At 44.4% G+C, this 24,833-nt stretch carries 16 protein-coding genes, 3 tRNA genes, 3 rRNA genes and 1 other annotated feature; of the genes, 4 read left to right on the top strand and 18 right to left on the bottom strand.

Going from position 1 to position 24,833, the window contains the following annotated elements:
* Positions 1-18: 18 nt before the first annotated feature.
* The 3 genes from G4P54_RS00110 to dck all read left to right on the top strand — a co-directional run bounded on the left by G4P54_RS00110 (position 19) and on the right by dck (position 2,673).
* Positions 19-1,302 carry a LysM peptidoglycan-binding domain-containing protein gene (locus G4P54_RS00110; protein WP_167871460.1) on the top strand — a complete coding sequence of 428 codons (1,284 nt, stop codon included), beginning with the start codon at positions 19-21 and terminating at the stop codon, positions 1,300-1,302.
* Between the two features lie 97 nt (positions 1,303-1,399).
* A complete protein-coding gene (dgk, locus tag G4P54_RS00105; protein WP_024713935.1) occupies positions 1,400-2,023 on the top strand; it encodes a deoxyguanosine kinase in 624 nt (207 codons plus the stop codon).
* Positions 2,020-2,673 (top strand): deoxyadenosine/deoxycytidine kinase, encoded by a 654-nt coding sequence (dck, locus tag G4P54_RS00100; RefSeq protein ID WP_167871459.1) that lies wholly within the window; start codon positions 2,020-2,022, stop codon positions 2,671-2,673. The genes dgk and dck overlap by 4 nt, the downstream gene beginning before the upstream one ends.
* A 111-nt stretch (positions 2,674-2,784) precedes the next feature.
* Here the strand turns inward: dck and G4P54_RS00095 are convergent.
* The 6 genes from G4P54_RS00095 to guaB form a co-directional block, all read right to left on the bottom strand.
* Positions 2,785-2,877, bottom strand: a tRNA-Ser gene (locus G4P54_RS00095).
* A gap of 135 nt (positions 2,878-3,012) precedes the next feature.
* Entirely contained in the window at positions 3,013-4,290 is a 1,278-nt protein-coding gene (serS, locus tag G4P54_RS00090) for a serine--tRNA ligase (protein ID WP_167871458.1), read from the bottom strand.
* Between the two features lie 56 nt (positions 4,291-4,346).
* Positions 4,347-4,559, bottom strand: a binding site (T-box leader).
* Positions 4,560-4,611: 52 nt separating this feature from the next.
* On the bottom strand, positions 4,612-5,202 hold the full coding sequence (gene pdxT, locus G4P54_RS00085; protein WP_024713938.1) for a pyridoxal 5'-phosphate synthase glutaminase subunit PdxT: 591 nt from the start codon (positions 5,200-5,202) through the stop codon (positions 4,612-4,614).
* 21 nt (positions 5,203-5,223) lie between these two features.
* Positions 5,224-6,108: a pyridoxal 5'-phosphate synthase lyase subunit PdxS gene (pdxS, locus tag G4P54_RS00080; protein ID WP_024713939.1), complete on the bottom strand. Its 885-nt coding sequence runs from the start codon at positions 6,106-6,108 to the stop codon at positions 5,224-5,226.
* 196 nt (positions 6,109-6,304) lie between these two features.
* Positions 6,305-7,636, bottom strand: coding sequence for a D-alanyl-D-alanine carboxypeptidase (dacA, locus tag G4P54_RS00075; RefSeq protein ID WP_167871457.1), 1,332 nt, complete (start codon positions 7,634-7,636; stop codon positions 6,305-6,307).
* A 152-nt stretch (positions 7,637-7,788) separates the two neighbouring features.
* The gene (guaB, locus tag G4P54_RS00070) at positions 7,789-9,255 is read right to left on the bottom strand and encodes an IMP dehydrogenase (protein WP_024713941.1); all 1,467 of its coding nucleotides are present in this window, start codon (positions 9,253-9,255) and stop codon (positions 7,789-7,791) included.
* A 120-nt stretch (positions 9,256-9,375) separates the two neighbouring features.
* On the opposite strand from guaB, the gene G4P54_RS00065 reads away from it, so the two are divergent.
* Positions 9,376-10,323: a YaaC family protein gene (locus G4P54_RS00065; protein WP_024713942.1), complete on the top strand. Its 948-nt coding sequence runs from the start codon at positions 9,376-9,378 to the stop codon at positions 10,321-10,323.
* Positions 10,324-10,362: 39 nt separating this feature from the next.
* Here G4P54_RS00065 and rrf read toward each other — a convergent pair.
* From rrf to dnaA, 12 genes are all read right to left on the bottom strand, one after another.
* Positions 10,363-10,478 (bottom strand): 5S ribosomal RNA (rrf, locus tag G4P54_RS00060).
* Between the two features lie 133 nt (positions 10,479-10,611).
* Positions 10,612-13,539, bottom strand: a 23S ribosomal RNA gene (locus G4P54_RS00055).
* An 81-nt stretch (positions 13,540-13,620) separates the two neighbouring features.
* Positions 13,621-13,696 (bottom strand) — tRNA-Ala (locus G4P54_RS00050).
* 11 nt (positions 13,697-13,707) lie between these two features.
* Positions 13,708-13,784, bottom strand: a tRNA-Ile gene (locus tag G4P54_RS00045).
* Between the two features lie 101 nt (positions 13,785-13,885).
* A 16S ribosomal RNA gene (locus G4P54_RS00040) occupies positions 13,886-15,435 on the bottom strand.
* The 16S, 23S and 5S rRNA genes sit together here with 2 tRNA genes alongside, the layout of an rRNA operon.
* Positions 15,436-15,781: 346 nt before the next feature.
* Positions 15,782-18,247 (bottom strand): DNA topoisomerase (ATP-hydrolyzing) subunit A, encoded by a 2,466-nt coding sequence (gene gyrA / locus G4P54_RS00035; RefSeq protein WP_167871456.1) that lies wholly within the window; start codon positions 18,245-18,247, stop codon positions 15,782-15,784.
* A gap of 210 nt (positions 18,248-18,457) precedes the next feature.
* Positions 18,458-20,374, bottom strand: coding sequence for a DNA topoisomerase (ATP-hydrolyzing) subunit B (gene gyrB, locus G4P54_RS00030; protein WP_167873789.1), 1,917 nt, complete (start codon positions 20,372-20,374; stop codon positions 18,458-18,460).
* Between the two features lie 54 nt (positions 20,375-20,428).
* Positions 20,429-20,674, bottom strand: a complete 246-nt coding sequence (gene remB / locus G4P54_RS00025) for an extracellular matrix regulator RemB (RefSeq protein ID WP_024713394.1) — start codon at positions 20,672-20,674, stop codon at positions 20,429-20,431.
* Positions 20,675-20,691: 17 nt separating this feature from the next.
* The gene (gene recF / locus G4P54_RS00020) at positions 20,692-21,804 is read right to left on the bottom strand and encodes a DNA replication/repair protein RecF (protein ID WP_024713393.1); all 1,113 of its coding nucleotides are present in this window, start codon (positions 21,802-21,804) and stop codon (positions 20,692-20,694) included.
* A 15-nt stretch (positions 21,805-21,819) separates the two neighbouring features.
* Complete coding sequence (gene rlbA / locus G4P54_RS00015) at positions 21,820-22,035, bottom strand: ribosome maturation protein RlbA (protein WP_024713392.1); 216 nt, start codon at positions 22,033-22,035, stop codon at positions 21,820-21,822.
* A gap of 131 nt (positions 22,036-22,166) precedes the next feature.
* Complete coding sequence (dnaN, locus tag G4P54_RS00010; RefSeq protein WP_167871455.1) at positions 22,167-23,303, bottom strand: DNA polymerase III subunit beta; 1,137 nt, start codon at positions 23,301-23,303, stop codon at positions 22,167-22,169.
* Between the two features lie 189 nt (positions 23,304-23,492).
* Positions 23,493-24,833 (bottom strand): chromosomal replication initiator protein DnaA, encoded by a 1,341-nt coding sequence (gene dnaA / locus G4P54_RS00005; protein ID WP_003242674.1) that lies wholly within the window; start codon positions 24,831-24,833, stop codon positions 23,493-23,495.

Below are 24,833 nucleotides of genomic sequence, written 5' to 3'. Positions count from 1 at the left end.
TTTTTTATTCAAATTTATGTGGTGAAACAGGGCGACACTCTTTCTGCTATCGCATCACAATATAGAACAACCGTAAGCCAGATCACAGAAGCGAATGAAATACCAAATGCCGACAGCCTTGTTGTCGGACAAACCATTGTCATTCCAATAGCTGGCCAGTTCTATGAGGTGAAGCAAGGTGATACCCTGGCATCCATCGCGCGGCAGTTTCGCACAACGGCAGCCGAGCTAGCCAGGGTTAACCGCATCCAGTTAAATACCATGCTTCAGATTGGTTTCCGTTTATACATCCCTACGGTTCCCAAACGTGATATCGAATCAAATGCTTATTTGGAGCCCCGAGGAAATCAAGTCAGCGAAAATTTGCAGCAGGCGGCCAGAGAAGCGTCACCCTATCTAACATTCCTTGGCGCATTCAGTTTCCAAGCACAGCGAGACGGAACCTTAGCCGCACCGCCTTTAACGAATTTAAGAAGCATCGCAGAAAATCAAAATACAACTTTAATGATGATTATTACAAACCTAGAAAATGCAGCGTTTAGTGATGAGCTTGGCCGGATTATTTTAAATGACAATACTGTAAAGAGAAGGCTCTTAAATGAAATTGTGGAAAATGCCAGAAGGTACGGCTTCCGTGATATTCATTTCGATTTTGAATACTTGCGGCCCGAGGATAGAGAAGCCTATAATCAATTTCTTCGCGAAGCAAGGGATCGTTTCCACCGAGAAGGTTTAGAAATATCTACTGCACTTGCTCCTAAAACAAGTGCAACACAGCAGGGCAGATGGTACGCAGCTCATGATTACAGGGCACACGGCCAAATCGTCGACTTTGTTGTTCTCATGACATATGAATGGGGCTATAGCGGCGGGCCTGCTCAAGCCGTTTCTCCAATTGGGCCTGTTCGGGATGTCATAGAATACGCTTTGACTGAAATGCCTGCAAATAAAATTGTCATGGGCCAGAATTTATACGGATATGACTGGACGCTGCCATATACAGCAGGGGGACCCCCGGCTAGAGCAATAAGCCCTCAGCAAGCTATTGTCATTGCCGATCGAAACAATGCTTCCATTCAATATGACCAAACGGCTCAAGCCCCTTTTTTCCGCTATACTGATGCAGAAAACAGGAGACACGAGGTATGGTTTGAAGATGCCCGCTCAATTCAAGCAAAATTCAATCTGATTAAAGAGCTGAACTTAAGAGGCATCAGCTACTGGAAGCTGGGTCTTTCCTTCCCGCAAAACTGGCTGCTGCTGTCTGATCAATTTAATGTTGTCAAAAAGACGTTTCGATAATTTGGAAACGTCTTTTTTCATGGGAGCACCCGAGGGTTGTGATACAATATGAAGGTCGGTAACTGACGAACGTTTTTTAGAAATAAGGAGGATTCCGATGAATACAGCCCCTTTTATTGCAATAGAAGGTCCTATCGGGGCAGGAAAAACAACCCTCGCGACGATGCTCTCACAAGAGCTTGGATTCCCTATGATTAGTGAGATTGTTGAGGATAACCCGTACCTTGATAAGTTTTATGACAACATAGAGGAATGGAGCTTCCAGCTTGAGATGTTCTTTCTTTGTCACAGATACAAACAGCTTGAAGACACCAGTGATCACTGTTTAAAAAAGGGACAGCCCGTGATAGCTGATTATCACATTTATAAAAATGTGATTTTTGCTGAACGCACTCTGTCTCAACATCAGCTGGAAAAATATAAAAAGATTTATCACCTGCTTACGGATGATCTGCCAAAGCCGAATTTCATCATTTACATAAAGGCTAGTCTGCCCACACTGTTACATCGCATTGAAAAACGCGGACGCCCCTTTGAAAAAAAAATTGAAACAAGCTATTTGGAGCAGCTGATCGCAGATTATGAAGTCGCCATCAAACAGCTGCAGGAATCAGATCCTGAACTTACAGTGTTAACTATAGATGGTGATTCAAAAGATTTCGTTTTGAATAAGAGCGACTTTGAACGCATTGCCGCCCATGTAAAGGAGCTTATCGTATGAAGGAACATCATATCCCTAAGAATTCAATTATTACAGTAGCAGGAACAGTAGGTGTCGGAAAATCGACTTTAACAAAAGCTTTGGCTAAACGGCTTGGATTTAAAACCTCTCTGGAGGAAGTTGATCATAATCCATACTTAGAAAAGTTCTATCATGATTTTAAGCGTTGGAGCTTCCACCTGCAAATCTATTTCTTGGCTGAACGTTTCAAAGAACAGAAAACGATATTTGAAGCCGGCGGAGGCTTTGTACAGGACCGTTCTATTTATGAAGACACTGGCATTTTTGCGAAAATGCATGCTGACAAGGGGACAATGTCAAAGATTGATTATAAAACATACACAAGCCTTTTCGAAGCAATGGTCATGACACCGTACTTCCCGCACCCGGATGTATTGATCTATTTAGAAGGAGATCTGGAAAACATCTTAAACCGAATTGAAGAACGCGGGCGTGAAATGGAGCTCCAGACAAACCGTTCTTATTGGGAAGAAATGCACACACGCTATGAAAACTGGATTAGCGGTTTTAACGCCTGCCCTATTTTAAAGCTTCGCATTGAGGATTATGATCTGCTGAACGACGAAAGCTCAATTGAACATATTGTAGATCAAATCGCTTCAGTTATTCATGAAAATCAAAAAAAGTGAGTCTCAGCTGAGATTCACTTTTTTAATATAATAAAAAATCCGTTGCACCGAAGGCAACGGACAAAACAATCTCCAATATATGCTTGTATTTCATTAGAATTAAAATCAATATGGCGGAGGAAGAGGGATTCGAACCCCCGCGGGCTTTGACACCCCTGTCGGTTTTCAAGACCGATCCCTTCAGCCGGACTTGGGTATTCCTCCGTATCGACAAGATTTACTATATCATGAATGTTCTCATAAGGTCAAGCACTTTCAAAAACTTTTTTCGTTTTTATAAAAACGCCCTGTTTACATAGGAAAAAAGGCGTGCCTTAGCAAGCACACCTTTTTACAATTTTATAGTTTGATAACATCTCTATTCCCCATATAAGGGCGAAGAACTTTTGGAATTATAACACTTCCGTCTTCCTGCTGATAATTTTCTAAGATAGCGGCAACTGTTCTTCCGACGGCCAAACCTGAACCATTCAATGTGTGTACATGCTCAGGCTTGCCTTTCGCTTCACGTCTGAAACGAATGTTCGCACGTCTTGCCTGGAACGCTTCAAAGTTGCTGCAAGAAGAAATTTCACGATATGTGTCTTGGCTTGGAATCCAAACCTCGATATCGTATTTCTTTGCAGCCGTGAATCCTAAGTCACCCGTACACATGCTCAGCACACGGTATGGAAGTTCAAGCAGCTGAAGAACTCGTTCTGCTTGATTTGTAAGCTTCTCCAATTCTTCATAAGAATCTTCAGGCTTCACAAACTTCACAAGCTCTACTTTATTAAATTGGTGCTGACGGATTAATCCGCGTGTATCACGCCCTGCTGAACCGGCTTCAGAACGGAAGCAGGCACTGAATGCCGCATAGTTAATCGGCAGGTTATCACCTGAAAGGATTTCATCACGATGCATATTTGTAATCGGTACTTCCGCTGTCGGAATTAAGAAGTAATCTTCTTCTCTGATTTTAAACGCATCCTCTTCGAATTTAGGAAGCTGACCCGTTCCCGTCATGCTTGCTCGGTTTACCATATAAGGCGGAATCACTTCAGTATAGTTATACTCATCCACATGCAGATCAAGCATAAAGTTATAAAGCGCACGCTCCAGACGAGCACCTAAACCTTTATAGAACACGAAACGGCTTCCTGTTACTTTTGCAGCACGTTCAAAATCAAGAATCCCCAGTTCATCTGCGATATCCCAGTGAGGCTTCGGCTCGTAAGCAAATGAAGGCTTTTCACCCCATTTACGCACTTCAATGTTGTCATCTTCTGTTTCACCGACAGGGACAGACTCGTGCGGAATATTTGGAATTGAAAGAAGGATGGTATCAAGCTCAGCTTCCACTGTTCTTAATTCATCGTCAAGTTTTTTAATTTCCTCTCCGACTTCACGCATTTCTTTAATAATGTGATCTGCGTCTTTTTTCTCACGTTTCAGCACAGCAACCTGCTGAGATACTTCATTCCGTTTTCCTTTTAGCTCTTCAACCTTGCCGATCAGCTCTCTTCGTCTGTCGTCAAGCGCCTCAAACTTATCAAAATCAGTTAAGTCTTCGCCTTTGTGTACAAGCTTTGCTTTAATTTCTTGAAAATTTGCTCTCAGCATTTTCGTATCAAGCATGCGAAACACTCCTTTTTTATTGATTTATCGAAAAATAAAAAGAGCCCTCATCCCTATAAAGGGACGAGAGCTCTCGCGTTGCCACCCTGATTGAAAACAAGCCAAAGACTCATTTTCCACTTTCACACATAACGGTTATCCCGTAAATGCCTACTTGTTTCAGCATTTCGCTCAAGGATGGATTCAGACAGCATCTTTCACCGATTCGCACCAACCATCGGCTCTCTTAGAAAGAGCGGCTTCTTACTAATTCCTATCAACGCTTTTCGATCTTTATTTGTGCTTATAATGTACTATAAGTTTCCACAGCTTTCAACTGTTTTATACAAGTGCTTTCTGCTTATATTCCTCAACCATTTGCACAAACAGCTGTGTCACTCGGTGATCTTCTGTCAGTTCCGGATGGAATGAGCAGCCTAGGAATTGTCCCTGTCTCGCAGCTACAATGCGGCCATTATGCTCTGAAAGAACTTCAACATTTTCACCAGCTTCTAATATATGCGGCGCACGGATGAATACCCCTGTAAAAGGTTCGTCCAAACCTTTGATTGTTAAATCAGCTTCAAAGCTGTCAACCTGCCGGCCAAACGAATTGCGTTCAACAACCACGTTCAGCAAGCCTAAATGAGGATTATCTGAACCAGCAATTTCTTTTGCTAATATAATTAATCCAGCGCATGTCCCAAACATCGGTTTTCCCTGAGCAGCAAATTCACGAAGCGGCTCCATGAATTGATACGTATCAATCAATCGGCGCATCGTCGTGCTCTCACCACCCGGCAAAATCAACCCGTCGATTTCATTCAGCTGCTCCGGACGTTTAACGACAAGACCAGCCGCGCCGCATGATTCAATTGCACGAATATGCTCTCTTACTGCTCCTTGAAGTCCTAGTACACCTATTGTTAACATGTCAGCAGCGCTCCTATATTCTTACCAGCCGCGCTCTTGCATACGCTGTTCTGGAAGTAAGTTTGAGATTTCAATCCCTTTCATTGCAGTACCAAGCTCTTTTGAAAGCTCAGCAATTAATTTGTAATCAGTGAAGTGTGTCGTTGCTTCGACAATTGCTTTTGCAAACTTAGCAGGGTTGTCTGATTTGAAAATGCCAGAGCCAACAAATACTCCGTCAGCACCAAGCTGCATCATGAGAGCAGCATCAGCTGGTGTTGCTACACCGCCAGCGGCAAAGTTTACGACTGGAAGCTTACCGTCTTTTTTAATTTGAAGCAGAAGCTCGTAAGGAGCACCTAGGTTTTTCGCTTCTGTCATGAGTTCATCATTACTCATCGCAACGACTTTGCGCACTTGAGCGTTTACTTTACGCATATGGCGAACAGCCTCAACAATATTCCCTGTTCCAGGCTCACCTTTAGTACGAAGCATAGATGCGCCTTCAGCAATACGGCGTGTTGCTTCACCAAGATCACGGCAGCCGCAGACAAAAGGAACTGTGTATTCATTTTTATTTAAATGAAATTCTTCGTCAGCCGGAGTCAGAACTTCACTTTCATCAATATAGTCAACTCCCATAGCTTCAAGCACACGCGCTTCAACAATATGTCCGATACGCGCTTTTGCCATTACCGGGATAGATACTGCATTCATTACCTCTTCCACGATCGTAGGGTCAGCCATACGGGCAACTCCTCCAGCCGCGCGAATATCGGCCGGCACACGTTCTAGCGCCATTACAGCGACAGCTCCAGCCTCTTCAGCAATTTTCGCTTGTTCCGCATTGATGACGTCCATGATGACGCCGCCTTTTTGCATTTCTGCCATTCCGCGTTTTACACGTTCAGTACCTGTTTGAGCCATTTTTTGGTCCCCCTAATCAAGGTATAGTGATGTGATTTCTAATTCTTATTGTATCCTAGAAATCCAATAATTCATATGGATATATACTATTTTATTCGGTTTTTAACGCTTTGAAAATCATTTTTTATTAAAAATTGGGTTTTTTCAGTATATTAAACGAAAGAGCCCTAACATCCATCAGAGCTCTTTCGATTAATTAAAACCAGCCGGTTACTGTATCAACAATGCTTCCCCAAATACCAGCAAAAAATCCGCCGATGCTCCGCATTGTCAAAACAAACCAGTTTGCTTTTTCTACATCTTCTTTTGTAACAAGGTCTACCCCAGCCAGATCGCTGTTAAGGAATCCATAATCCTTTTCATTACCTGTATATTCCGCAGTCAGCTTCCCAACCTTGGTTCCTTTTTTCACAGGAGCAGTTAAGTTGTCTTTATTCAGTGTAACCTTCGCTTTGTAATTCTTTTCTTCACCATTTTTGACAGGAAGAGAGAACGACTTGTTTGTCACAATGCCTACTTCTTTCTCTTTGCCCTTATCAACTGAAATTGTTTTATGCCCTTTTACTTGATCACCTTGAGCATAAATTTCTTTCATAGAGAAATTGTTGAAAGCATAATCGAACATTTTTTTCGTTTCATCAAAACGGCCTGTGTGAAGGTTGCCCTTTGCATTCAGCACAACAGTGATAACACGCATTCCGTTTTTCTCGGCAGTACCTGTGAAACAAGAACCTGCAGAGTCAGTAGAACCTGTTTTCAATCCATCTACATTCGCATTTTTATACTCACTGACGAGCCCTTTCAGCATGAAGTTCCAGTTCGGCATATCCATTTCATCATCAGTGCCTTCTCTGAACTTCGTTTTTGCGATACTGGAAGTCTTCAGAATCTCAGGGTAGTCAGTAACCAAGTGATCCGCAAGAATCGCCATGTCCTTAGCAGAAACTTCACTTTCTTCATTTACGCTTGTCCCCTCAGGCTGATGCCCGTGAAGATCTTTGTTTTCAAGACCCGTTGCGTTAACAAATTTGTAATCTGTTAAGCCTAGTTCTTTCGCTTTTGCATTCATTTTTTCAACAAACTTAGTTTCAGTACCCGCAAGGATTTCTGCAATCGCAATAGCAGCGGCATTTGCAGAATAAATTGCTGTAGCTTGATATAATTCTTTTACTGTGTATTTCCCATCTTTCCGAAGAGGAACGTTTGATAAGCTGTTATCTTGGGAAATTTGATACACATAGTCATCAGGCGTATAGGTTTGGTCCCATTTCACTTTACCTTGATCAATTGCTTCTAATAACAGATACTCTGTCATCATTTTTGTCATGCTGGCAATTGGCAGTCTCTTATCTGCATTTTTACTGTACAGGATTTTACCTGAAGAAGCTTCGATCATAATTGCAGCTGATGCATTGATATCAATTGGATCGCTTGCTGCTTTTGCTTTTGACATTGGAGCCAGACAAGTGACAGCTAGTGTTAACACAACCAATGACATCAGTAGCTGTTTATATTTCTTGATGTTCAATCGTACGACCTCCGTATTTCATTTTCTTCATCTATAATTAAGCCGTTAAGGACATTTTCAATGCACAACAGTATAAATTTTATCATAATCATTATAAAAAAAATAGACAGAGTCAGAGACCCTGTCAAATGTTTTTAATTTGTAACAATTTATTATGAAATTGTATAGTTCGGAGATTCTTTTGTAATCTGTACGTCATGCGGATGGCTTTCGCGAAGCCCTGCGCCAGTCATGCGAATAAACTGAGCTTCTTCTCTTAAAGCACGAAGATCTTTAGATCCGCAATATCCCATACCAGAACGAAGACCGCCAACTAGCTGATAAACTGTTTCTTCAACTGGTCCTTTGTAAGGTGTGCGTCCTTCGATTCCCTCAGGAACGAATTTTTTGTTTTCTTCTTGGAAGTAACGGTCTTTACTTCCTTTTTCCATTGCGGCAACTGATCCCATACCGCGGTATACTTTAAATCTTCTGCCTTGGTAGATTTCAGTTTCACCAGGGCTTTCTGACGTGCCTGCAAGCAAGCTTCCGAGCATAACAGCATGTCCGCCGGCTGCCAACGCCTTAGTGATATCGCCAGAGAATTTAATTCCGCCGTCAGCGATGATTGTTTTACCTTGCTTTCTTGCTTCAGTCGCACAATCATAAATTGCTGTGATTTGCGGAACACCGACACCTGCTACCACGCGTGTAGTACAAATTGAACCAGGTCCGATTCCCACTTTGACAACGTCTGCCCCAGCTTCGATAAGTGCTCTTGTCGCTTCAGCTGTTGCCACGTTTCCAGCGATAATATTTAATTCAGGATATGTTTCACGGATTTTAGTTACTGTGTTTAAGACACCTTGAGAATGTCCGTGAGCTGTATCGATAACAATAACATCGACATTGGCTTCAACAAGCTTCTTAACGCGAGTCATCGTGTCGCCAGTAACGCCAACTGCTGCACCAACGATCAGACGCCCGTGGATATCTTTAGATGAGTTCGGGAACTCAATGACTTTTTCAATATCTTTAATTGTGATAAGACCTTTTAATTTATTTTGGTCATCAACGAGGGGAAGCTTTTCAATTTTATGTTTCTGCAAAATCTTTTCAGCTTCATCAAGAGTTGTTCCTACAGGTGCAGTAACAAGCTCTTCTTTTGTCATGACATCGCTGATTTTCATTGAGTAATCAGAAATAAAACGAAGATCACGATTTGTAATGATTCCAACAAGCTGCTGGTCTTCTTCGTTATTTACAATCGGAACACCGGAAATTCTGTATTTCCCCATCAAATGCTCCGCATCAAATACTTGGTGATCAGGAGTTAAAAAGAAGGGATTTGTGATAACGCCGCGCTCTGAACGCTTAACTTTATCAACTTGTTCAGCCTGCTGTTCAATGGACATGTTTTTATGAATGATGCCCAAGCCGCCTTGTCTAGCCATTGCAATTGCCATTGCTGATTCTGTTACAGTGTCCATACCTGCGCTGATGACAGGAATATTAAGCTTTAACGTTTTTGTAAGTTCTACAGATAAATCCACATCCCGCGGAAGTACCTCTGACTTGGCTGGTACAAGCAGCACATCGTCGAACGTTAAGCCTTGTTTTGAAAATTTACTTTCCCACATTAGTAAATCCCCCTCTTTTCGGCAAAATATTATATGTAGATTATCAACTAGCCAAGAGCATGTCAAGGAAGCGGGAAAGAGTTGAAATATTTAGATAACGGAAGGGATCAGGAAATACATATGACATATCATGAGTGGAAAGACTTAGCGCTATTTTACTCCGTTGAATCAACCCAAAAATTTCTAGAAAAAGTTTATATCTTAAACGGTATTGATGATGCGAAGAAAAACTCTTTTAAAAACAGTGAACGATTTATCTATTTCTTAAAGCATGCAGAATCGTTTTATAAACAAGCTGCATATTCCCCATTAGAAATCAAACCGATTCTTTTATTTTATGGAATGGCACAACTTATCAAAGCATGTCTCATTACACGTGATCCTCATTATCCAAGCCATACATCAGTACTGGCGCATGGCGTAACAACAAGAAAGCGAAAGAAACAGAATTATTGTTTTAGCGATGATGAAGTCAAAATACAACGAAACGGCCTATGCATGCATTTCATGCAACACATATTCGGGCAATCGGATACAGTGGATGAACGGTACATCATGAAAAAATTATTAAAGGCGATTCCAGAGCTAAGTGATACTTTCTATTTCCAGCAGAAAGAATGTTTTCTGACAAAAGTTGAGAAGGAAGAGGAATGGATTTCTGTACCAGAGGATGTGGTAATCAATTATAAAATGTCTGATTCAAGATTTGCTGAATATATGGCCCATCATTTCCAATGGTCTTTTGCAAAGAAAAATGAACACGGGCTGCTATTTGAAATTCCACCGCAAGATACGAAGCCATGGACATCAACCAGCTTATTGTATGACATGGGGAAGGACCAATATTTTATTCCTTCTCAAAGGGAACAGTTTCTGAGACTTCCTGAAATGGCAATTCATTATTTAATTTTGTACAACATAGGGATGATTGCGAGATATGAGACTGAATGGTGGTATGAGTTGCTGACGCAGCATATAAGTGATGATTACGTGTTAATTCAGCAGTTTTTATTGGTGACAGAAAATAAATTCCCGAAATACGCCTTACAATTTCTTCTTCAGTTTTGACAAACAAAAAACCCAGCTCAATGAGCTGGGTTTTACCTTGCTTGGCGGCGTCCTACTCTCACAGGGGGAAACCCCCGACTACCATCGGCGCTGAAGAGCTTAACTTCCGTGTTCGGTATGGGAACGGGTGTGACCTCTTCGCTATCGCCACCAAACAAATGCCTTCAGGATGAAGGTACTGGGCGTTTCTCACAGGATGTGAGAGCCCTTAGCGGAGTTTCCTTACTTTTCCGCTGTTAGAGAGGTGTTCTCTCAAAACTAGATAACAGGTATAACATCATTCAACATGTGGTTAAGTCCTCGATCGATTAGTATCTGTCAGCTCCATGTGTCGCCACACTTCCACCTCAGACCTATCAACCTGATCATCTTTCAGGGATCTTACTTCCTTGCGGAATGGGAAATCTCATCTTGAGGGGGGCTTCATGCTTAGATGCTTTCAGCACTTATCCCGTCCGCACATAGCTACCCAGCGATGCCCTTGGCAGAACAACTGGTACACCAGCGGTGCGTCCATCCCGGTCCTCTCGTACTAAGGACAGCTCCTCTCAAATTTCCTGCGCCCGCGACGGATAGGGACCGAACTGTCTCACGACGTTCTGAACCCAGCTCGCGTACCGCTTTAATGGGCGAACAGCCCAACCCTTGGGACCGACTACAGCCCCAGGATGCGATGAGCCGACATCGAGGTGCCAAACCTCCCCGTCGATGTGGACTCTTGGGGGAGATAAGCCTGTTATCCCCGGGGTAGCTTTTATCCGTTGAGCGATGGCCCTTCCATGCGGAACCACCGGATCACTAAGCCCGACTTTCGTCCCTGCTCGACTTGTAGGTCTCGCAGTCAAGCTCCCTTGTGCCTTTACACTCTGCGAATGATTTCCAACCATTCTGAGGGAACCTTTGGGCGCCTCCGTTACCTTTTAGGAGGCGACCGCCCCAGTCAAACTGCCCACCTGACACTGTCTCCCCGCCCGATAAGGGCGGCGGGTTAGAAGGTCAATACAGCCAGGGTAGTATCCCACCGATGCCTCCACCGAAGCTGGCGCTCCGGTTTCCAAGGCTCCTACCTATCCTGTACAAGCTGTACCAACATTCAATATCAGGCTGCAGTAAAGCTCCACGGGGTCTTTCCGTCCTGTCGCGGGTAACCTGCATCTTCACAGGTACTATAATTTCACCGAGTCTCTCGTTGAGACAGTGCCCAGATCGTTGCGCCTTTCGTGCGGGTCGGAACTTACCCGACAAGGAATTTCGCTACCTTAGGACCGTTATAGTTACGGCCGCCGTTTACTGGGGCTTCAATTCGCACCTTCGCTTACGCTAAGCGCTCCTCTTAACCTTCCAGCACCGGGCAGGCGTCAGCCCCTATACTTCGCCTTGCGGCTTCGCAGAGACCTGTGTTTTTGCTAAACAGTCGCCTGGGCCTATTCACTGCGGCTCTCTCGGGCTTGCACCCTAACAGAGCACCCCTTCTCCCGAAGTTACGGGGTCATTTTGCCGAGTTCCTTAACGAGAGTTCTCTCGATCACCTTAGGATTCTCTCCTCGCCTACCTGTGTCGGTTTGCGGTACGGGCACCTCTCACCTCGCTAGAGGCTTTTCTTGGCAGTGTGGAATCAGGAACTTCGCTACTATATTTCGCTCGCCATCACAGCTCAGCCTTATGGGAAACGGATTTGCCTATTTCCCAGCCTAACTGCTTGGACGCGGATATCCAATACCGCGCTTACCCTATCCTCCTGCGTCCCCCCATTGCTCAAATGGTGAGGAGGTGGTACAGGAATATCAACCTGTTGTCCATCGCCTACGCCTTTCGGCCTCGGCTTAGGTCCCGACTAACCCTGAGCGGACGAGCCTTCCTCAGGAAACCTTAGGCATTCGGTGGAGGGGATTCTCACCCCTCTTTCGCTACTCATACCGGCATTCTCACTTCTAAGCGCTCCACCAGTCCTTCCGGTCTGGCTTCACAGCCCTTAGAACGCTCTCCTACCACTGTTCGAAGAACAGTCCGCAGCTTCGGTGATACGTTTAGCCCCGGTACATTTTCGGCGCAGAGTCACTCGACCAGTGAGCTATTACGCACTCTTTAAATGGTGGCTGCTTCTAAGCCAACATCCTGGTTGTCTAAGCAACTCCACATCCTTTTCCACTTAACGTATACTTTGGGACCTTAGCTGGCGGTCTGGGCTGTTTCCCTTTCGACTACGGATCTTATCACTCGCAGTCTGACTCCCAAGGATAAGTCATTGGCATTCGGAGTTTGACTGAATTCGGTAACCCGGTAGGGGCCCCTAGTCCAATCAGTGCTCTACCTCCAAGACTCTTACCTTGAGGCTAGCCCTAAAGCTATTTCGGAGAGAACCAGCTATCTCCAGGTTCGATTGGCATTTCACCCCTACCCACACCTCATCCCCGCACTTTTCAACGTGCGTGGGTTCGGGCCTCCATTCAGTGTTACCTGAACTTCACCCTGGACATGGGTAGATCACCTGGTTTCGGGTCTACGACCACGTACTCATGCGCCCTATTCAGACTCGCTTTCGCTGCGGCTCCGCATCTTCTGCTTAACCTTGCACGGGATCGTAACTCGCCGGTTCATTCTACAAAAGGCACGCCATCACCCGTTAACGGGCTCTGACTACTTGTAGGCACACGGTTTCAGGATCTCTTTCACTCCCCTTCCGGGGTGCTTTTCACCTTTCCCTCACGGTACTGGTTCACTATCGGTCACTAGGGAGTATTTAGCCTTGGGAGATGGTCCTCCCGGATTCCGACGGAATTTCACGTGTTCCGCCGTACTCAGGATCCACTCAGGAGAGAACGAAGTTTTGACTACAGGGCTGTTACCTTCTATGGCGGGCCTTTCCAGACCTCTTCATCTACCTCGTTCTTTTGTAACTCCGTACAGAGTGTCCTACAACCCCAAGAGGCAAGCCTCTTGGTTTGGGCTGATCCCGTTTCGCTCGCCGCTACTCAGGGAATCGCATTTGCTTTCTCTTCCTCCGGGTACTTAGATGTTTCAGTTCCCCGGGTCTGCCTTCTCATATCCTATGTATTCAGATATGGATACCACTCCATTACGAGTGGTGGGTTTCCCCATTCGGAAATCTCCGGATCAAAGCTTGCTTACAGCTCCCCGAAGCATATCGGTGTTCGTCCCGTCCTTCATCGGCTCCTAGTGCCAAGGCATCCACCGTGCGCCCTTTCTAACTTAACCGTTAAAAAGAATCACTATGTGATATCTTGTCTTACTAATTGAATGTGATGTCTACTGTTATCTAGTTTTCAAAGAACACGTTGGTGGAGCCTAGCGGGATCGAACCGCTGACCTCCTGCGTGCAAAGCAGGCGCTCTCCCAGCTGAGCTAAGGCCCCGTTGTTTAAGATGGTGGGCCTGAGTGGACTCGAACCACCGACCTCACGCTTATCAGGCGTGCGCTCTAACCAGCTGAGCTACAGGCCCATCTTAACTTATTTAAGGAACAAAGTTCCTTCAAAACTAAACAAGACAGGGAACGTTCTGTTTATAAGACCCGAGGTCTTATATTCCGTATATATCCTTAGAAAGGAGGTGATCCAGCCGCACCTTCCGATACGGCTACCTTGTTACGACTTCACCCCAATCATCTGTCCCACCTTCGGCGGCTGGCTCCTAAAAGGTTACCTCACCGACTTCGGGTGTTACAAACTCTCGTGGTGTGACGGGCGGTGTGTACAAGGCCCGGGAACGTATTCACCGCGGCATGCTGATCCGCGATTACTAGCGATTCCAGCTTCACGCAGTCGAGTTGCAGACTGCGATCCGAACTGAGAACAGATTTGTGGGATTGGCTTAACCTCGCGGTTTCGCTGCCCTTTGTTCTGTCCATTGTAGCACGTGTGTAGCCCAGGTCATAAGGGGCATGATGATTTGACGTCATCCCCACCTTCCTCCGGTTTGTCACCGGCAGTCACCTTAGAGTGCCCAACTGAATGCTGGCAACTAAGATCAAGGGTTGCGCTCGTTGCGGGACTTAACCCAACATCTCACGACACGAGCTGACGACAACCATGCACCACCTGTCACTCTGCCCCCGAAGGGGACGTCCTATCTCTAGGATTGTCAGAGGATGTCAAGACCTGGTAAGGTTCTTCGCGTTGCTTCGAATTAAACCACATGCTCCACCGCTTGTGCGGGCCCCCGTCAATTCCTTTGAGTTTCAGTCTTGCGACCGTACTCCCCAGGCGGAGTGCTTAATGCGTTAGCTGCAGCACTAAGGGGCGGAAACCCCCTAACACTTAGCACTCATCGTTTACGGCGTGGACTACCAGGGTATCTAATCCTGTTCGCTCCCCACGCTTTCGCTCCTCAGCGTCAGTTACAGACCAGAGAGTCGCCTTCGCCACTGGTGTTCCTCCACATCTCTACGCATTTCACCGCTACACGTGGAATTCCACTCTCCTCTTCTGCACTCAAGTTCCCCAGTTTCCAATGACCCTCCCCGGTTGAGCCGGGGGCTTTCACATCAGACTTAAGAAACCGCCTGCGAGCCCTTTACGCCCAATAATTCCGGACAACGCTTGCCACCTACGTATTACCGCGGCTGCTGGCACGTAGTTAGCCGTGGCTTTCTGGTTAGGTACCGTCAAGGTACCGCCCTATTCGAACGGTACTTGTTCTTCCCTAACAACAGAGCTTTACGATCCGAAAACCTTCATCACTCACGCGGCGTTGCTCCGTCAGACTTTCGTCCATTGCGGAAGATTCCCTACTGCTGCCTCCCGTAGGAGTCTGGGCCGTGTCTCAGTCCCAGTGTGGCCGATCACCCTCTCAGGTCGGCTACGCATCGTCGCCTTGGTGAGCCATTACCTCACCAACTAGCTAATGCGCCGCGGGTCCATCTGTAAGTGGTAGCCGAAGCCACCTTTTATGTTTGAACCATGCGGTTCAAACAACCATCCGGTATTAGCCCCGGTTTCCCGGAGTTATCCCAGTCTTACAGGCAGGTTACCCACGTGTTACTCACCCGTCCGCCGCTAACATCAGGGAGCAAGCTCCCATCTGTCCGCTCGACTTGCATGTATTAGGCACGCCGCCAGCGTTCGTCCTGAGCCAGGATCAAACTCTCCGATAAATGGATCACAGATTAAGTTCGCCGCATCTTGCGACGACACCTGTGTGACCTGCATCGTGCAGGCCCTAGTTTGACTGACTACGCACATTGCTGTGCGATTTGTTTAAAAATGAATTAACAGGTACGTTTTGTCTTGTTTAGTTTTCAAAGAACTTTGTGTGCTTCTCTCGAAGCGACTACTTAATAGTAACATTTTTAGTTAACTAGGTCAATACTTTTTTAAAAAAGTTTTTACTAGCAATGTTTGTGTCTTTTAAAAGACAACAGAAATGATTATACCATAATTCTTATGACTGTAAAGGGATAGGATACAAAAAAAGCGCAGCTATTTCAGCTGCGCTTGATCTTACACTTCTTCTTGTGTTTCTTCTTGCTCATCTTCTTCATTTTTCTCTACTAATGCTACTGTCGCAACATGCTCTTCATCAGCCATTCTGATAAGGCGTACACCTTGAGTGACACGTCCGGTGATTGAGATGTCATTGATGTCCATTCTAATGAGTACGCCGCTGGCTGTAATAATCATTAGATCCTCTTCACCTTTAGTAGCTTTCACTGTAACTAATTGGCCGTTATTCTCAGTAATTTTCGCTGTTTTGAGTCCTTTTCCGCCCCGGCTTTGGGCTCTGTACTCTTCAGCCGGAGTTCGTTTTCCGTAACCTTTTTCAGTTACGATCAGGACATGTGATTCTTCTTCTAATATCTCCATGCCGACAACAACGTCGTCATCGGTCAGGGTGATGCCTTTTACGCCTGCAGCAGTTCTTCCCATTTCCCGGACATCCGTTTCAGGAAAGCGGATCAGCAAGCCGTTTTTCGTTCCGATGATCATTTGTTTTGTACCGTCAGTCAGACGTACACCCATCAGTTCATCATCCTCGCGAAGACCGAGCGCGATCAGACCATTGTTGCGAATATTAGCGAACTGGGACAATGAAGTTCGTTTTGAAACCCCGTGCTTTGTTGTGAAGAAAAGATAAAGATCCGCATTGAATTCTGTGACTGGAATAATCGCGTTAATCCATTCACCCTTTTCTACCTCAAGCAGGTTGATAATCGGGATTCCTTTTGCTGTTCTGCCGTATTCAGGGATTTCATACCCTTTTGCACGATATACTTTCCCTTTATTCGAGAAGAAAAGAATCGTATCGTGAGTTGACGTAGAAATCAAATGCTCAACGAAGTCATCTTCGTTTGTTCCCATTCCCTGTACACCTTTCCCGCCTCGTTTTTGACTGCGGTAGGTTGATGCAGGAAGACGTTTGACGTATCCGTTGTGCGTCAGAGTGACTACGATATTTTCTCTCTCGATGAGATCTTCATCTTCAATTGTCTCCAAGCCAGAAGTGACGATCTCAGTACGTCTTTCATCGTTAAACCGCTCTTTGATTTCTGTTAGTTCTTCACGGATGATCTCAAGCACTTTAGATTCATTTGCCAAAATGTCTTTCAGCTCTGCGATTAATGTCACAAGAGATTGGTATTCTTCTTCGATCTTTTCACGTTCAAGTCCTGTTAAACGCTGCAGCCTCATATCCAGGATCGCTTGTGCTTGCTTCTCTGTCAGTGAGAATTGTTCAATTAAACCCGTTCTCGCAATTTCTGCCGTTTGGGAATTACGGATAAGGGAAATAACTGCATCGAGATGATCCAAAGCAATTCTCAAACCTTCCAAGATATGAGCTCTCGCTTCCGCTTTACGCAATTCATAAGCAGTACGGCGTCTGATGACAACTTTTTGATGGTCAAGGTAATGCTCCAGGCATTGCTTTAGATTTAAAACTTTCGGCTGACCGTCAACAAGTGCAAGCAGGTTGATACCAAAAGATGTTTGTAGCGCAGTTTGTTTGTAAAGATTGTTCAGAATAACATTTGCATTGGCATCGCGTCTGATTTCAATGACAATTCTCATACCTGTACGGTCTGATTCATCACGCAAATCTGTGATGCCCTCTATCTTCTTGTCCCTAACGAGATCAGCAATTTTCTCGATTAATTTCGCCTTATTTACTTGATAAGGTAACTCTGTAACGATAATTCTTTCTTTACCTGAAGAGGTTTGTTCGATCTCAGCTTTTGCCCGGATCGTGATAGAGCCTCGGCCAGATTCGTATGCTTTCCGAATACCGCTGCGTCCCAGAATTTGGCCCGCGGTCGGGAAGTCAGGCCCTGGAATGACCTCCATCAGCTCCTGAATTGTAATGTCCGGGCTCTCACTGACCGCAAGTACGCCATCAATGATTTCTCCAAGCTGGTGCGGAGGGATGTTTGTCGCCATACCTACCGCAATACCAGCAGCGCCGTTTACAAGCAGATTCGGGAACCTTGAAGGCATAACGACAGGTTCTCTTTCTGACCCGTCATAGTTGTCCTGATAATCAATCGTGTCTTTTGTGATATCTCGAAGAATTTCCATCGAGATTTTAGACATTCTTGCTTCTGTATAACGCATGGCAGCCGCTGAGTCGCCGTCAACAGAACCGAAGTTTCCGTGACCGTCAACAAGCATATAACGGTAGTTGAAGTCCTGAGCCATTCTGACCATGGATTCGTATACCGCTGAGTCACCGTGCGGGTGGTATTTCCCGATAACTTCTCCGACGATACGCGCGGATTTTTTATAAGGCTTGTCGCTCGTCATGCCCAAATCGTTCATGGCATACAAAATCCGTCTGTGAACCGGTTTTAAACCGTCACGAACATCCGGAAGAGCACGAGACACAATAACGCTCATTGCATAATCCAAGAAGGACGTACGCATTTCCTGACTGATATTTATTTCACGAACTTGTGGTGTGTTTTGTTCACTCATTAAAAAACCTCCCTGAAGTATCACATGAAATATGTGGGAGTAGATTGTCCATTATGATCTTCAATACGATTTCACTATTCTCCATTATATCAATAAACTTATGATTATACACATTAAATTGCTAGAATATATAGGTTTTACAGGCATTGCTGTGTTCGATCCTGTTTAGAAAAAAGCCTTATTTCTTATTGGAAATAAGGCTTTTTATGATTAGATGTCAAGATTTTTAACGTATCTCGCATTTGCTTCTATGAAGTTTCTGCGCGGTTCTACTTTGTCACCCATGAGCATTTCAAATGTCTCATCCGCATCCATCGCATCTTCAAGAGTTACCTGGAGAAGCGTTCTGGAGTCTGGATCCATGGTTGTCTCCCAAAGCTGGACGGCGTTCATTTCACCAAGACCTTTATAACGCTGCAATCCAGGCTTAGGCGTTTGAGGAAGTGTTTTCAACAGATCTTCAAGCTCCTTGTCATTGTACGCATATTCAACACGTTTTCCCTGTTGGACCTTGTAGAGCGGCGGCTGTGCAATGTACACGTAGCCATTTTCGATAATTTGGCGCATATATCTGTAAAAGAACGTTAGCAGCAGTGTTCTGATGTGCGCACCGTCAACGTCGGCATCTGTCATAATGACAACTTTATGATAACGGGCTTTTTCCAGATTGAAATCTTCTCCGATACCTGTGCCGAGCGCTGTGATCATAGAGCGAACTTCGTTGTTAGAAAGGATTTTATCCAGTCTGGCTTTTTCAACGTTCAGGATTTTACCTCTAAGCGGCAAAATGGCTTGGAAATGTCTGTCGCGGCCTTGTTTAGCAGATCCTCCGGCAGAGTCACCCTCTACGATATATAACTCGGAGATGCTCGGATCCTTTGAAGAGCAGTCCGCTAACTTACCAGGAAGGTTTGAAATTTCCAGTGCACTCTTGCGGCGTGTTAATTCACGCGCTTTTTTCGCAGCCATTCTTGCTCTTGCCGCCATTAAACCTTTATCGACAATTTTTTTGGCCGCATCTGGATTTTCCAGCATAAATGTTTCCATTGCCGCAGAAAATAACGTATCTGTGATCGTCCGGGCTTCTGAGTTGCCTAGCTTTGTTTTCGTTTGGCCCTCAAACTGCGGATCAGGGTGTTTGATTGAAATAATTGCGGTTAGCCCTTCTCTTACGTCATCACCGCTTAAGTTGGGATCATTTTCTTTAATGAGTCCCTTTTTTCGGGCGTAATCATTGATAACACGAGTCAGCCCAGTTTTAAAGCCCGCTTCGTGGGTACCGCCTTCGTACGTGTTAATGTTGTTTGCAAACGAGTAAATGTTGCTTGTGTAGCTGTCATTGTATTGCAAAGCCACTTCAACCGTAATGCCGTCCTTTTCGCCTTCGATGTAAATCGGCTCTTCGTGGACAACTTCTTTAGAACGGTTTAAATACTCTACATAACTTTTAATTCCGCCTTCGTAATGGTATTCATGTTTGCGCTCTTGTCCTTCACGTTTATCTTCAATCGTGATGTTGACTCCTTTTGTTAGAAAGGCTAATTCGCGCACGCGGTTAGCAAGCAGATCATAATCATACACAGTTGTTTCTGTGAAAATCTCAGGATCCGGGACGAAATGTGTCGTCGTTCCTGTATGCTCCGTTTCGCCAATGATTTCAAGGTCTGAAACCGGAACCCCGCGTTTATAGGTTTGGCGGTGTATTTTACCGTCACGGTGAACTGTCACAACAAGCTCTGTTGAAAGCGCGTTTACGACCGACGCACCTACACCGTGCAATCCTCCGGATACTTTATAGCCGCTTCCGTCAAATTTTCCTCCGGCGTGAAGCACCGTCATGATGACTTCTACCGCAGGACGGCCCATTTTTTCATGAATCCCGACTGGAATACCGCGGCCATTATCTGTCACCGTGATACTGTTGTCTTTTTCAATTTGGATATTGATATCTGTACAATAACCGGCGAGGGCTTCGTCAATACTATTGTCGACAATTTCCCACACCAGGTGGTGAAGGCCTTTGCTGTTTGTTGAACCGATATACATTCCCGGTCTTTTACGAACAGCTTCCAATCCCTCAAGTACCTGTATCTGATTTTCATCATAACTGTTTTGCTGCTGTTCCATAGCCACGTCATTCACCTACACTTTTCTAAACGATATATTCGTGATAAATAATTTCTAAGCATCTATTTCATACATAAATTGCGCACGTTTTTTTAATGTGCTGGAAGATAAGGGAGAGTAATATATATTCTGAACCGTGACTACGATAGATTTGGGTGTGCCATTTACGGAAGGCACCACCTTGTGTTTCTGTTTTTTCAGAAATTCTTCAACGATAGGCGACATGTCGGCTTTAAAATCAAAAATACCAACAATATCTCGTGTTGAAACCACAAAGTCATCACCTAAATGAATATACAATTGCCCACCTCATTTCTTCACTTCACTAACGCACCGTTTTGCACACGGAACATTCCTGCTTGACGTAAGGTTTCGTGATCAATGCCATCAACACTTGTCGTTGTGACAAACGTTTGCACTCGGCCTTGGATCGTATGAAGCAAATGTGACTGGCGATAATCATCCAGTTCACTCAATACATCATCCAATAGTAAAATGGGGTATTCTCCAATTTCTTCATGGATCAGGTCAATCTCCGCCAGCTTAAGGGACAATGCTGTCGTTCGCTGCTGTCCTTGAGAACCATACGTCTGCACATCGCGTCCGTTCACATAGAAAAGAACATCGTCACGATGAGGACCTGACAGCGTCACACCGCGATCAATTTCTTTTTCTCTTAATTTAGAAAACGCTTCTTGATAGCTATCTCCTATTTTCGACAAGTCTTCAGGATCTGATACCTCAAGAGCCGTATGGTACTTCAGGGTCAGCTCTTCCAGCCCTCTTGAGATGCCCGCATGGATAGGCTGCGCCCATTTCTCGAGCTGCGCTGTAAACTGCAGGCGCTTGACGACGACTTTTGCCGCAACTTCTACAAGCTGATCGGTCAAAACATCGAGCATCGTTCTGTCAGTTTGTTTTCTTGTTTGCAGCTGCTTCAAAAAATGATTTCGCTGGGAAAGGATTTTCTGGTAAAGAGAAAGGTCGTGCAGGTAAACAGGAGAAACCTGTCCGATTTCCATGTCAAGAAACCGCCTTCTCACTTGAGGGCTTCCCTTTACAAGGTTTAAATCTTCCGGCGCGAACATGATGGTGTTGAGGGCCCCGACATACTGGCTGAGCTTTTGCTGTTCAATATGATTAACCTTGCCCTTTTTTCCCTTTTTGGAGATGACGAGCTGCATCGGGATCGCCCCGTATTGCTTCATCACTCTTCCCTCTATTTTAGCATAGTCTTTGTCCCACCGTATAAGTTCTTTGTCATTTGATGTCCGATGAGATTTCGCCATGGACAAGACATAGATCGCCTCCATGAGGTTTGTTTTCCCCTGGGCGTTCTCTCCGATGATTACATTTACTTTATTTTCAAATTGAAGTCCGGCATGGTCGTAGTTGCGGTAAGATGTCAGTTCTAAGTTCTGGATATACAATCAGTATCACCCGCTTTAATTGACAACTTGAAATGAACCAAATCCTTCAATCTCTACCACATCTCCAACATACAGCTTTCTGCCGCGGCGATTGTCCGGCTCATTGTTCACAAACACTTCATGCTCGCTTAAAAACCATTTCGCCATACCGCCTGACTGAATCACATCGGCTAATTTCAAGAATTGTCCGAGTGTAATCATCTCTGTATCAATTGAAATCGGATTTGCCATTATATCGACCTCTTTCAAATATCACTAATATCTAATTGTACTAAAAAAAAACGAATTAGGGAAAGGGAAAACTTGTCGGAGCAGAAACTGAATAGAAAAGCTGCCGAACGGGTCGGCAGCAGTGTATCGGATTAATAGGTTCTGACAGGAAGGATAAGCTGTACAATCGTTTCATCATTCGGTGTGCGAATTAAGAAAGGTCTCATTGCACCTGTAAAGCTTACGCGTATTTCTGCTCCTTCAAGCACCTTTAATGCATCCAGCATATATTTTGGACTAAAAGAGATATTTAATTCCTCACCTTCAATTTGATCTGCAAGAATCGCTTCCACAACTTTTCCGATTTCAGGTGAGTTAGAAGAAATCTCAATGGATTCAGCTGGTTTTGCAGAAAGCTTCACCACGTTATTGCGTCCCTCTCTGGCTAAAAGAGATGCACGGTCAATCGCTTGGAGGAAATCCTTTGTGTTCACAATGATTTCCGTTTTGCTGTCTTGCGGAATCAGGCTGGTTGTATCCGGATAATTTCCGTCCAGAAGCCGTGAGAAGAATAAAACGTTTTTCGCTTTAAACAGAACTTGGGTTTCTGTGATCACAATATCAACGAGTTCCTGGTTGTCATCCAAAATCTTGCTGAGTTCAGTTAAGCTTTTACCCGGAATCACGACGTTATACGACCTGTCTTCCGGAATATCAAGTTTCGCTTTTCTTAAAGCGAGACGGTGGCTATCCGTCGCAGTGCATAATAATTCACCTTGTTCCACTTTCCAGTTTACACCTGTCAAGATAGGGCGTGTTTCTGAGGTGGACACTGCGAATACTGTTTGTCTGATTAGATTTTTTAACAAATCAGTTGGGATCTGAATCGCATGATGCTCCTCGATTTGCGGCAAATGCGGATACTCATCAGCATCAAGTCCGTTTAGATTAAATTCAGCTTTCCCAGAACGGATAATTGTCAAATACTGATTTTGCACTTCAATCTCTACAGTTGCCATCGGCAGTTTTTTTACAATCTCACTAAAGAAGCGGGCTTGTAAAACAATGCTTCCAGGCTGTTCAATTGTGACGATTTCCTTGTCTCCTTCTTCTTTCGGGATGAAGGATTCAATAGAAATATCGGAATCACTTCCTGTAAAGGATACGCCATCATCTGAGGCAACGATTTTAATACCAGTCAAAATGGGAATCGTAGTTCTGGATGAAACTGCTTTTAATACATCTTGGACACTTTCAACAAGACGATCTTTTTGAATCGTGAATTTCATTTTTATCCTCCTAACGGATAATGTATTAGTATATATATCTTTTAAAAAATAGTAGAAGTAATAGTAGGGCCTGTGGATTTGTGGATAAGTTGTGAAAAAGACAGGAAACACAGCCTATCCACATGTGGACAGACTGTGCATGACTGCCGGAAAGTTATTCACACTTTCCCCGGTTAATCCCCGGTCCTGCTATTTGAGCTGTTCTTTAATTTCTTTGACATGCTGCTGAAGCTGTTCATCATCTGCCAGCAGTTTTGAAATCTTTTCATGCGCATGAATAACGGTCGTATGATCACGGCCGCCAAACTCTTCACCGATTTTAGGAAGAGAGGAATCAGTCATTTCCCTTGATAAGTACATGGCGATTTGACGCGGGAAAGCTACTGATTTTGTTCGTTTTTTTGCTTTGAAATCCTCGAGTTTAATATTAAATTGCTGGCCTACTACCCTCTGAATTTCTTTTATCGTAATGACTTTCGGTTTTGAAGAAGGAATAATATCTTTCAGCGCCTCAGCGGCCAGATCAGCGTTAATATCTTTATTAATTAAAGATGAGTAGGCAACAACTCTGATTAATGCTCCTTCAAGTTCCCGAATATTGCTGTCAATTTGATTTGCGATGTAAAGCATAACCTCGTTTGGAATATCGAGGCCCTCCGCTTTGGCTTTTTTTCTTAAAATCGCTATTCTCGTCTCCAAATCAGGCGGCGTGATATCCGTAATCAGGCCCCATTCAAAACGTGAACGCAATCTGTCTTCAAGTGTCGGAATTTCTTTGGGCGGTCTGTCACTTGAGATGACGATTTGTTTGCTTTCTTCGTGCAATGTGTTAAATGTATGGAAAAATTCTTCCTGGGTTTGTTCTTTCCCCGCTAAAAATTGAATATCATCTATCAAAAGCACATCAACATTTCGATAGCGATTGCGGAAATCGACGGCTTTATTATCTCGTATAGAGTTGATGAATTCGTTTGTAAATTTCTCAGATGACAGATAAACCACTTTGGCAGAAGGATTATGATCTATAACATAATGGCCGATCGCATGCATTAAGTGCGTTTTCCCTAAACCGACGCCCCCATAGATAAATAAAGGGTTGTAGGCTTTTGCGGGTGCTTCCGCAACTGCGAGGGAAGCAGCGTGTGCAAATCGGTTTCCAGATCCGATGACAAAAGTATCAAAAGTATATTTTGGATTGAGCATATTTTGAGGAAAATCAGATGTATCTTCTTTAACCGCTTTTTTGACTTGCGGCTTTGGCATAAAGTCCTCAACATCTTGATTTTGAGGAATGACAAACTTAATGCTCAATTCTTCCCCGGTTAATTCATATATAGTATCTGCAATCAGATGCAAGTATCTGGACTCCAGCCAGTCTCTGGCAAATTCATTGGGAGCCGTGATCGTCAGTGTATCTCCCTGCAGTGAGTGGGCTTTGGTGGATTTCATCCAAGTCTCAAAACTCGGTTTGCTCAACTTTTTTTCGATTTGAGCAAGGGCTTGATTCCACAGGTCTAATATATTTTCCAT

Origin of the sequence: Bacillus tequilensis (assembly GCF_012225885.1) — a bacterium.
GTDB classification, from domain to species: domain Bacteria; phylum Bacillota; class Bacilli; order Bacillales; family Bacillaceae; genus Bacillus; species Bacillus tequilensis.
This window is presented reverse-complemented; position numbering and strand designations above follow the sequence as displayed.

Bases quoted from the DNA above. Each gene is read 5' to 3' on its own strand.
- dgk (WP_024713935.1), top strand. From the start codon at position 1,400: ATGAATACAGCCCCTTTTATTGCAATAGAAGGTCCTATCGGGGCAGGA.
- dck (WP_167871459.1), top strand. From the start codon at position 2,020: ATGAAGGAACATCATATCCCTAAGAATTCAATTATTACAGTAGCAGGA.
- serS (WP_167871458.1), bottom strand. From the start codon at position 4,290: ATGCTTGATACGAAAATGCTGAGAGCAAATTTTCAAGAAATTAAAGCA.
- pdxT (WP_024713938.1), bottom strand. From the start codon at position 5,202: ATGTTAACAATAGGTGTACTAGGACTTCAAGGAGCAGTAAGAGAGCAT.
- pdxS (WP_024713939.1), bottom strand. From the start codon at position 6,108: ATGGCTCAAACAGGTACTGAACGTGTAAAACGCGGAATGGCAGAAATG.
- guaB (WP_024713941.1), bottom strand. From the start codon at position 9,255: ATGTGGGAAAGTAAATTTTCAAAACAAGGCTTAACGTTCGACGATGTG.
- G4P54_RS00065 (WP_024713942.1), top strand. From the start codon at position 9,376: ATGACATATCATGAGTGGAAAGACTTAGCGCTATTTTACTCCGTTGAA.
- gyrA (WP_167871456.1), bottom strand. From the start codon at position 18,247: ATGAGTGAACAAAACACACCACAAGTTCGTGAAATAAATATCAGTCAG.
- gyrB (WP_167873789.1), bottom strand. From the start codon at position 20,374: ATGGAACAGCAGCAAAACAGTTATGATGAAAATCAGATACAGGTACTT.
- rlbA (WP_024713392.1), bottom strand. From the start codon at position 22,035: ATGGCAAATCCGATTTCAATTGATACAGAGATGATTACACTCGGACAA.
- dnaN (WP_167871455.1), bottom strand. From the start codon at position 23,303: ATGAAATTCACGATTCAAAAAGATCGTCTTGTTGAAAGTGTCCAAGAT.
- dnaA (WP_003242674.1), bottom strand. From the start codon at position 24,833: ATGGAAAATATATTAGACCTGTGGAATCAAGCCCTTGCTCAAATCGAA.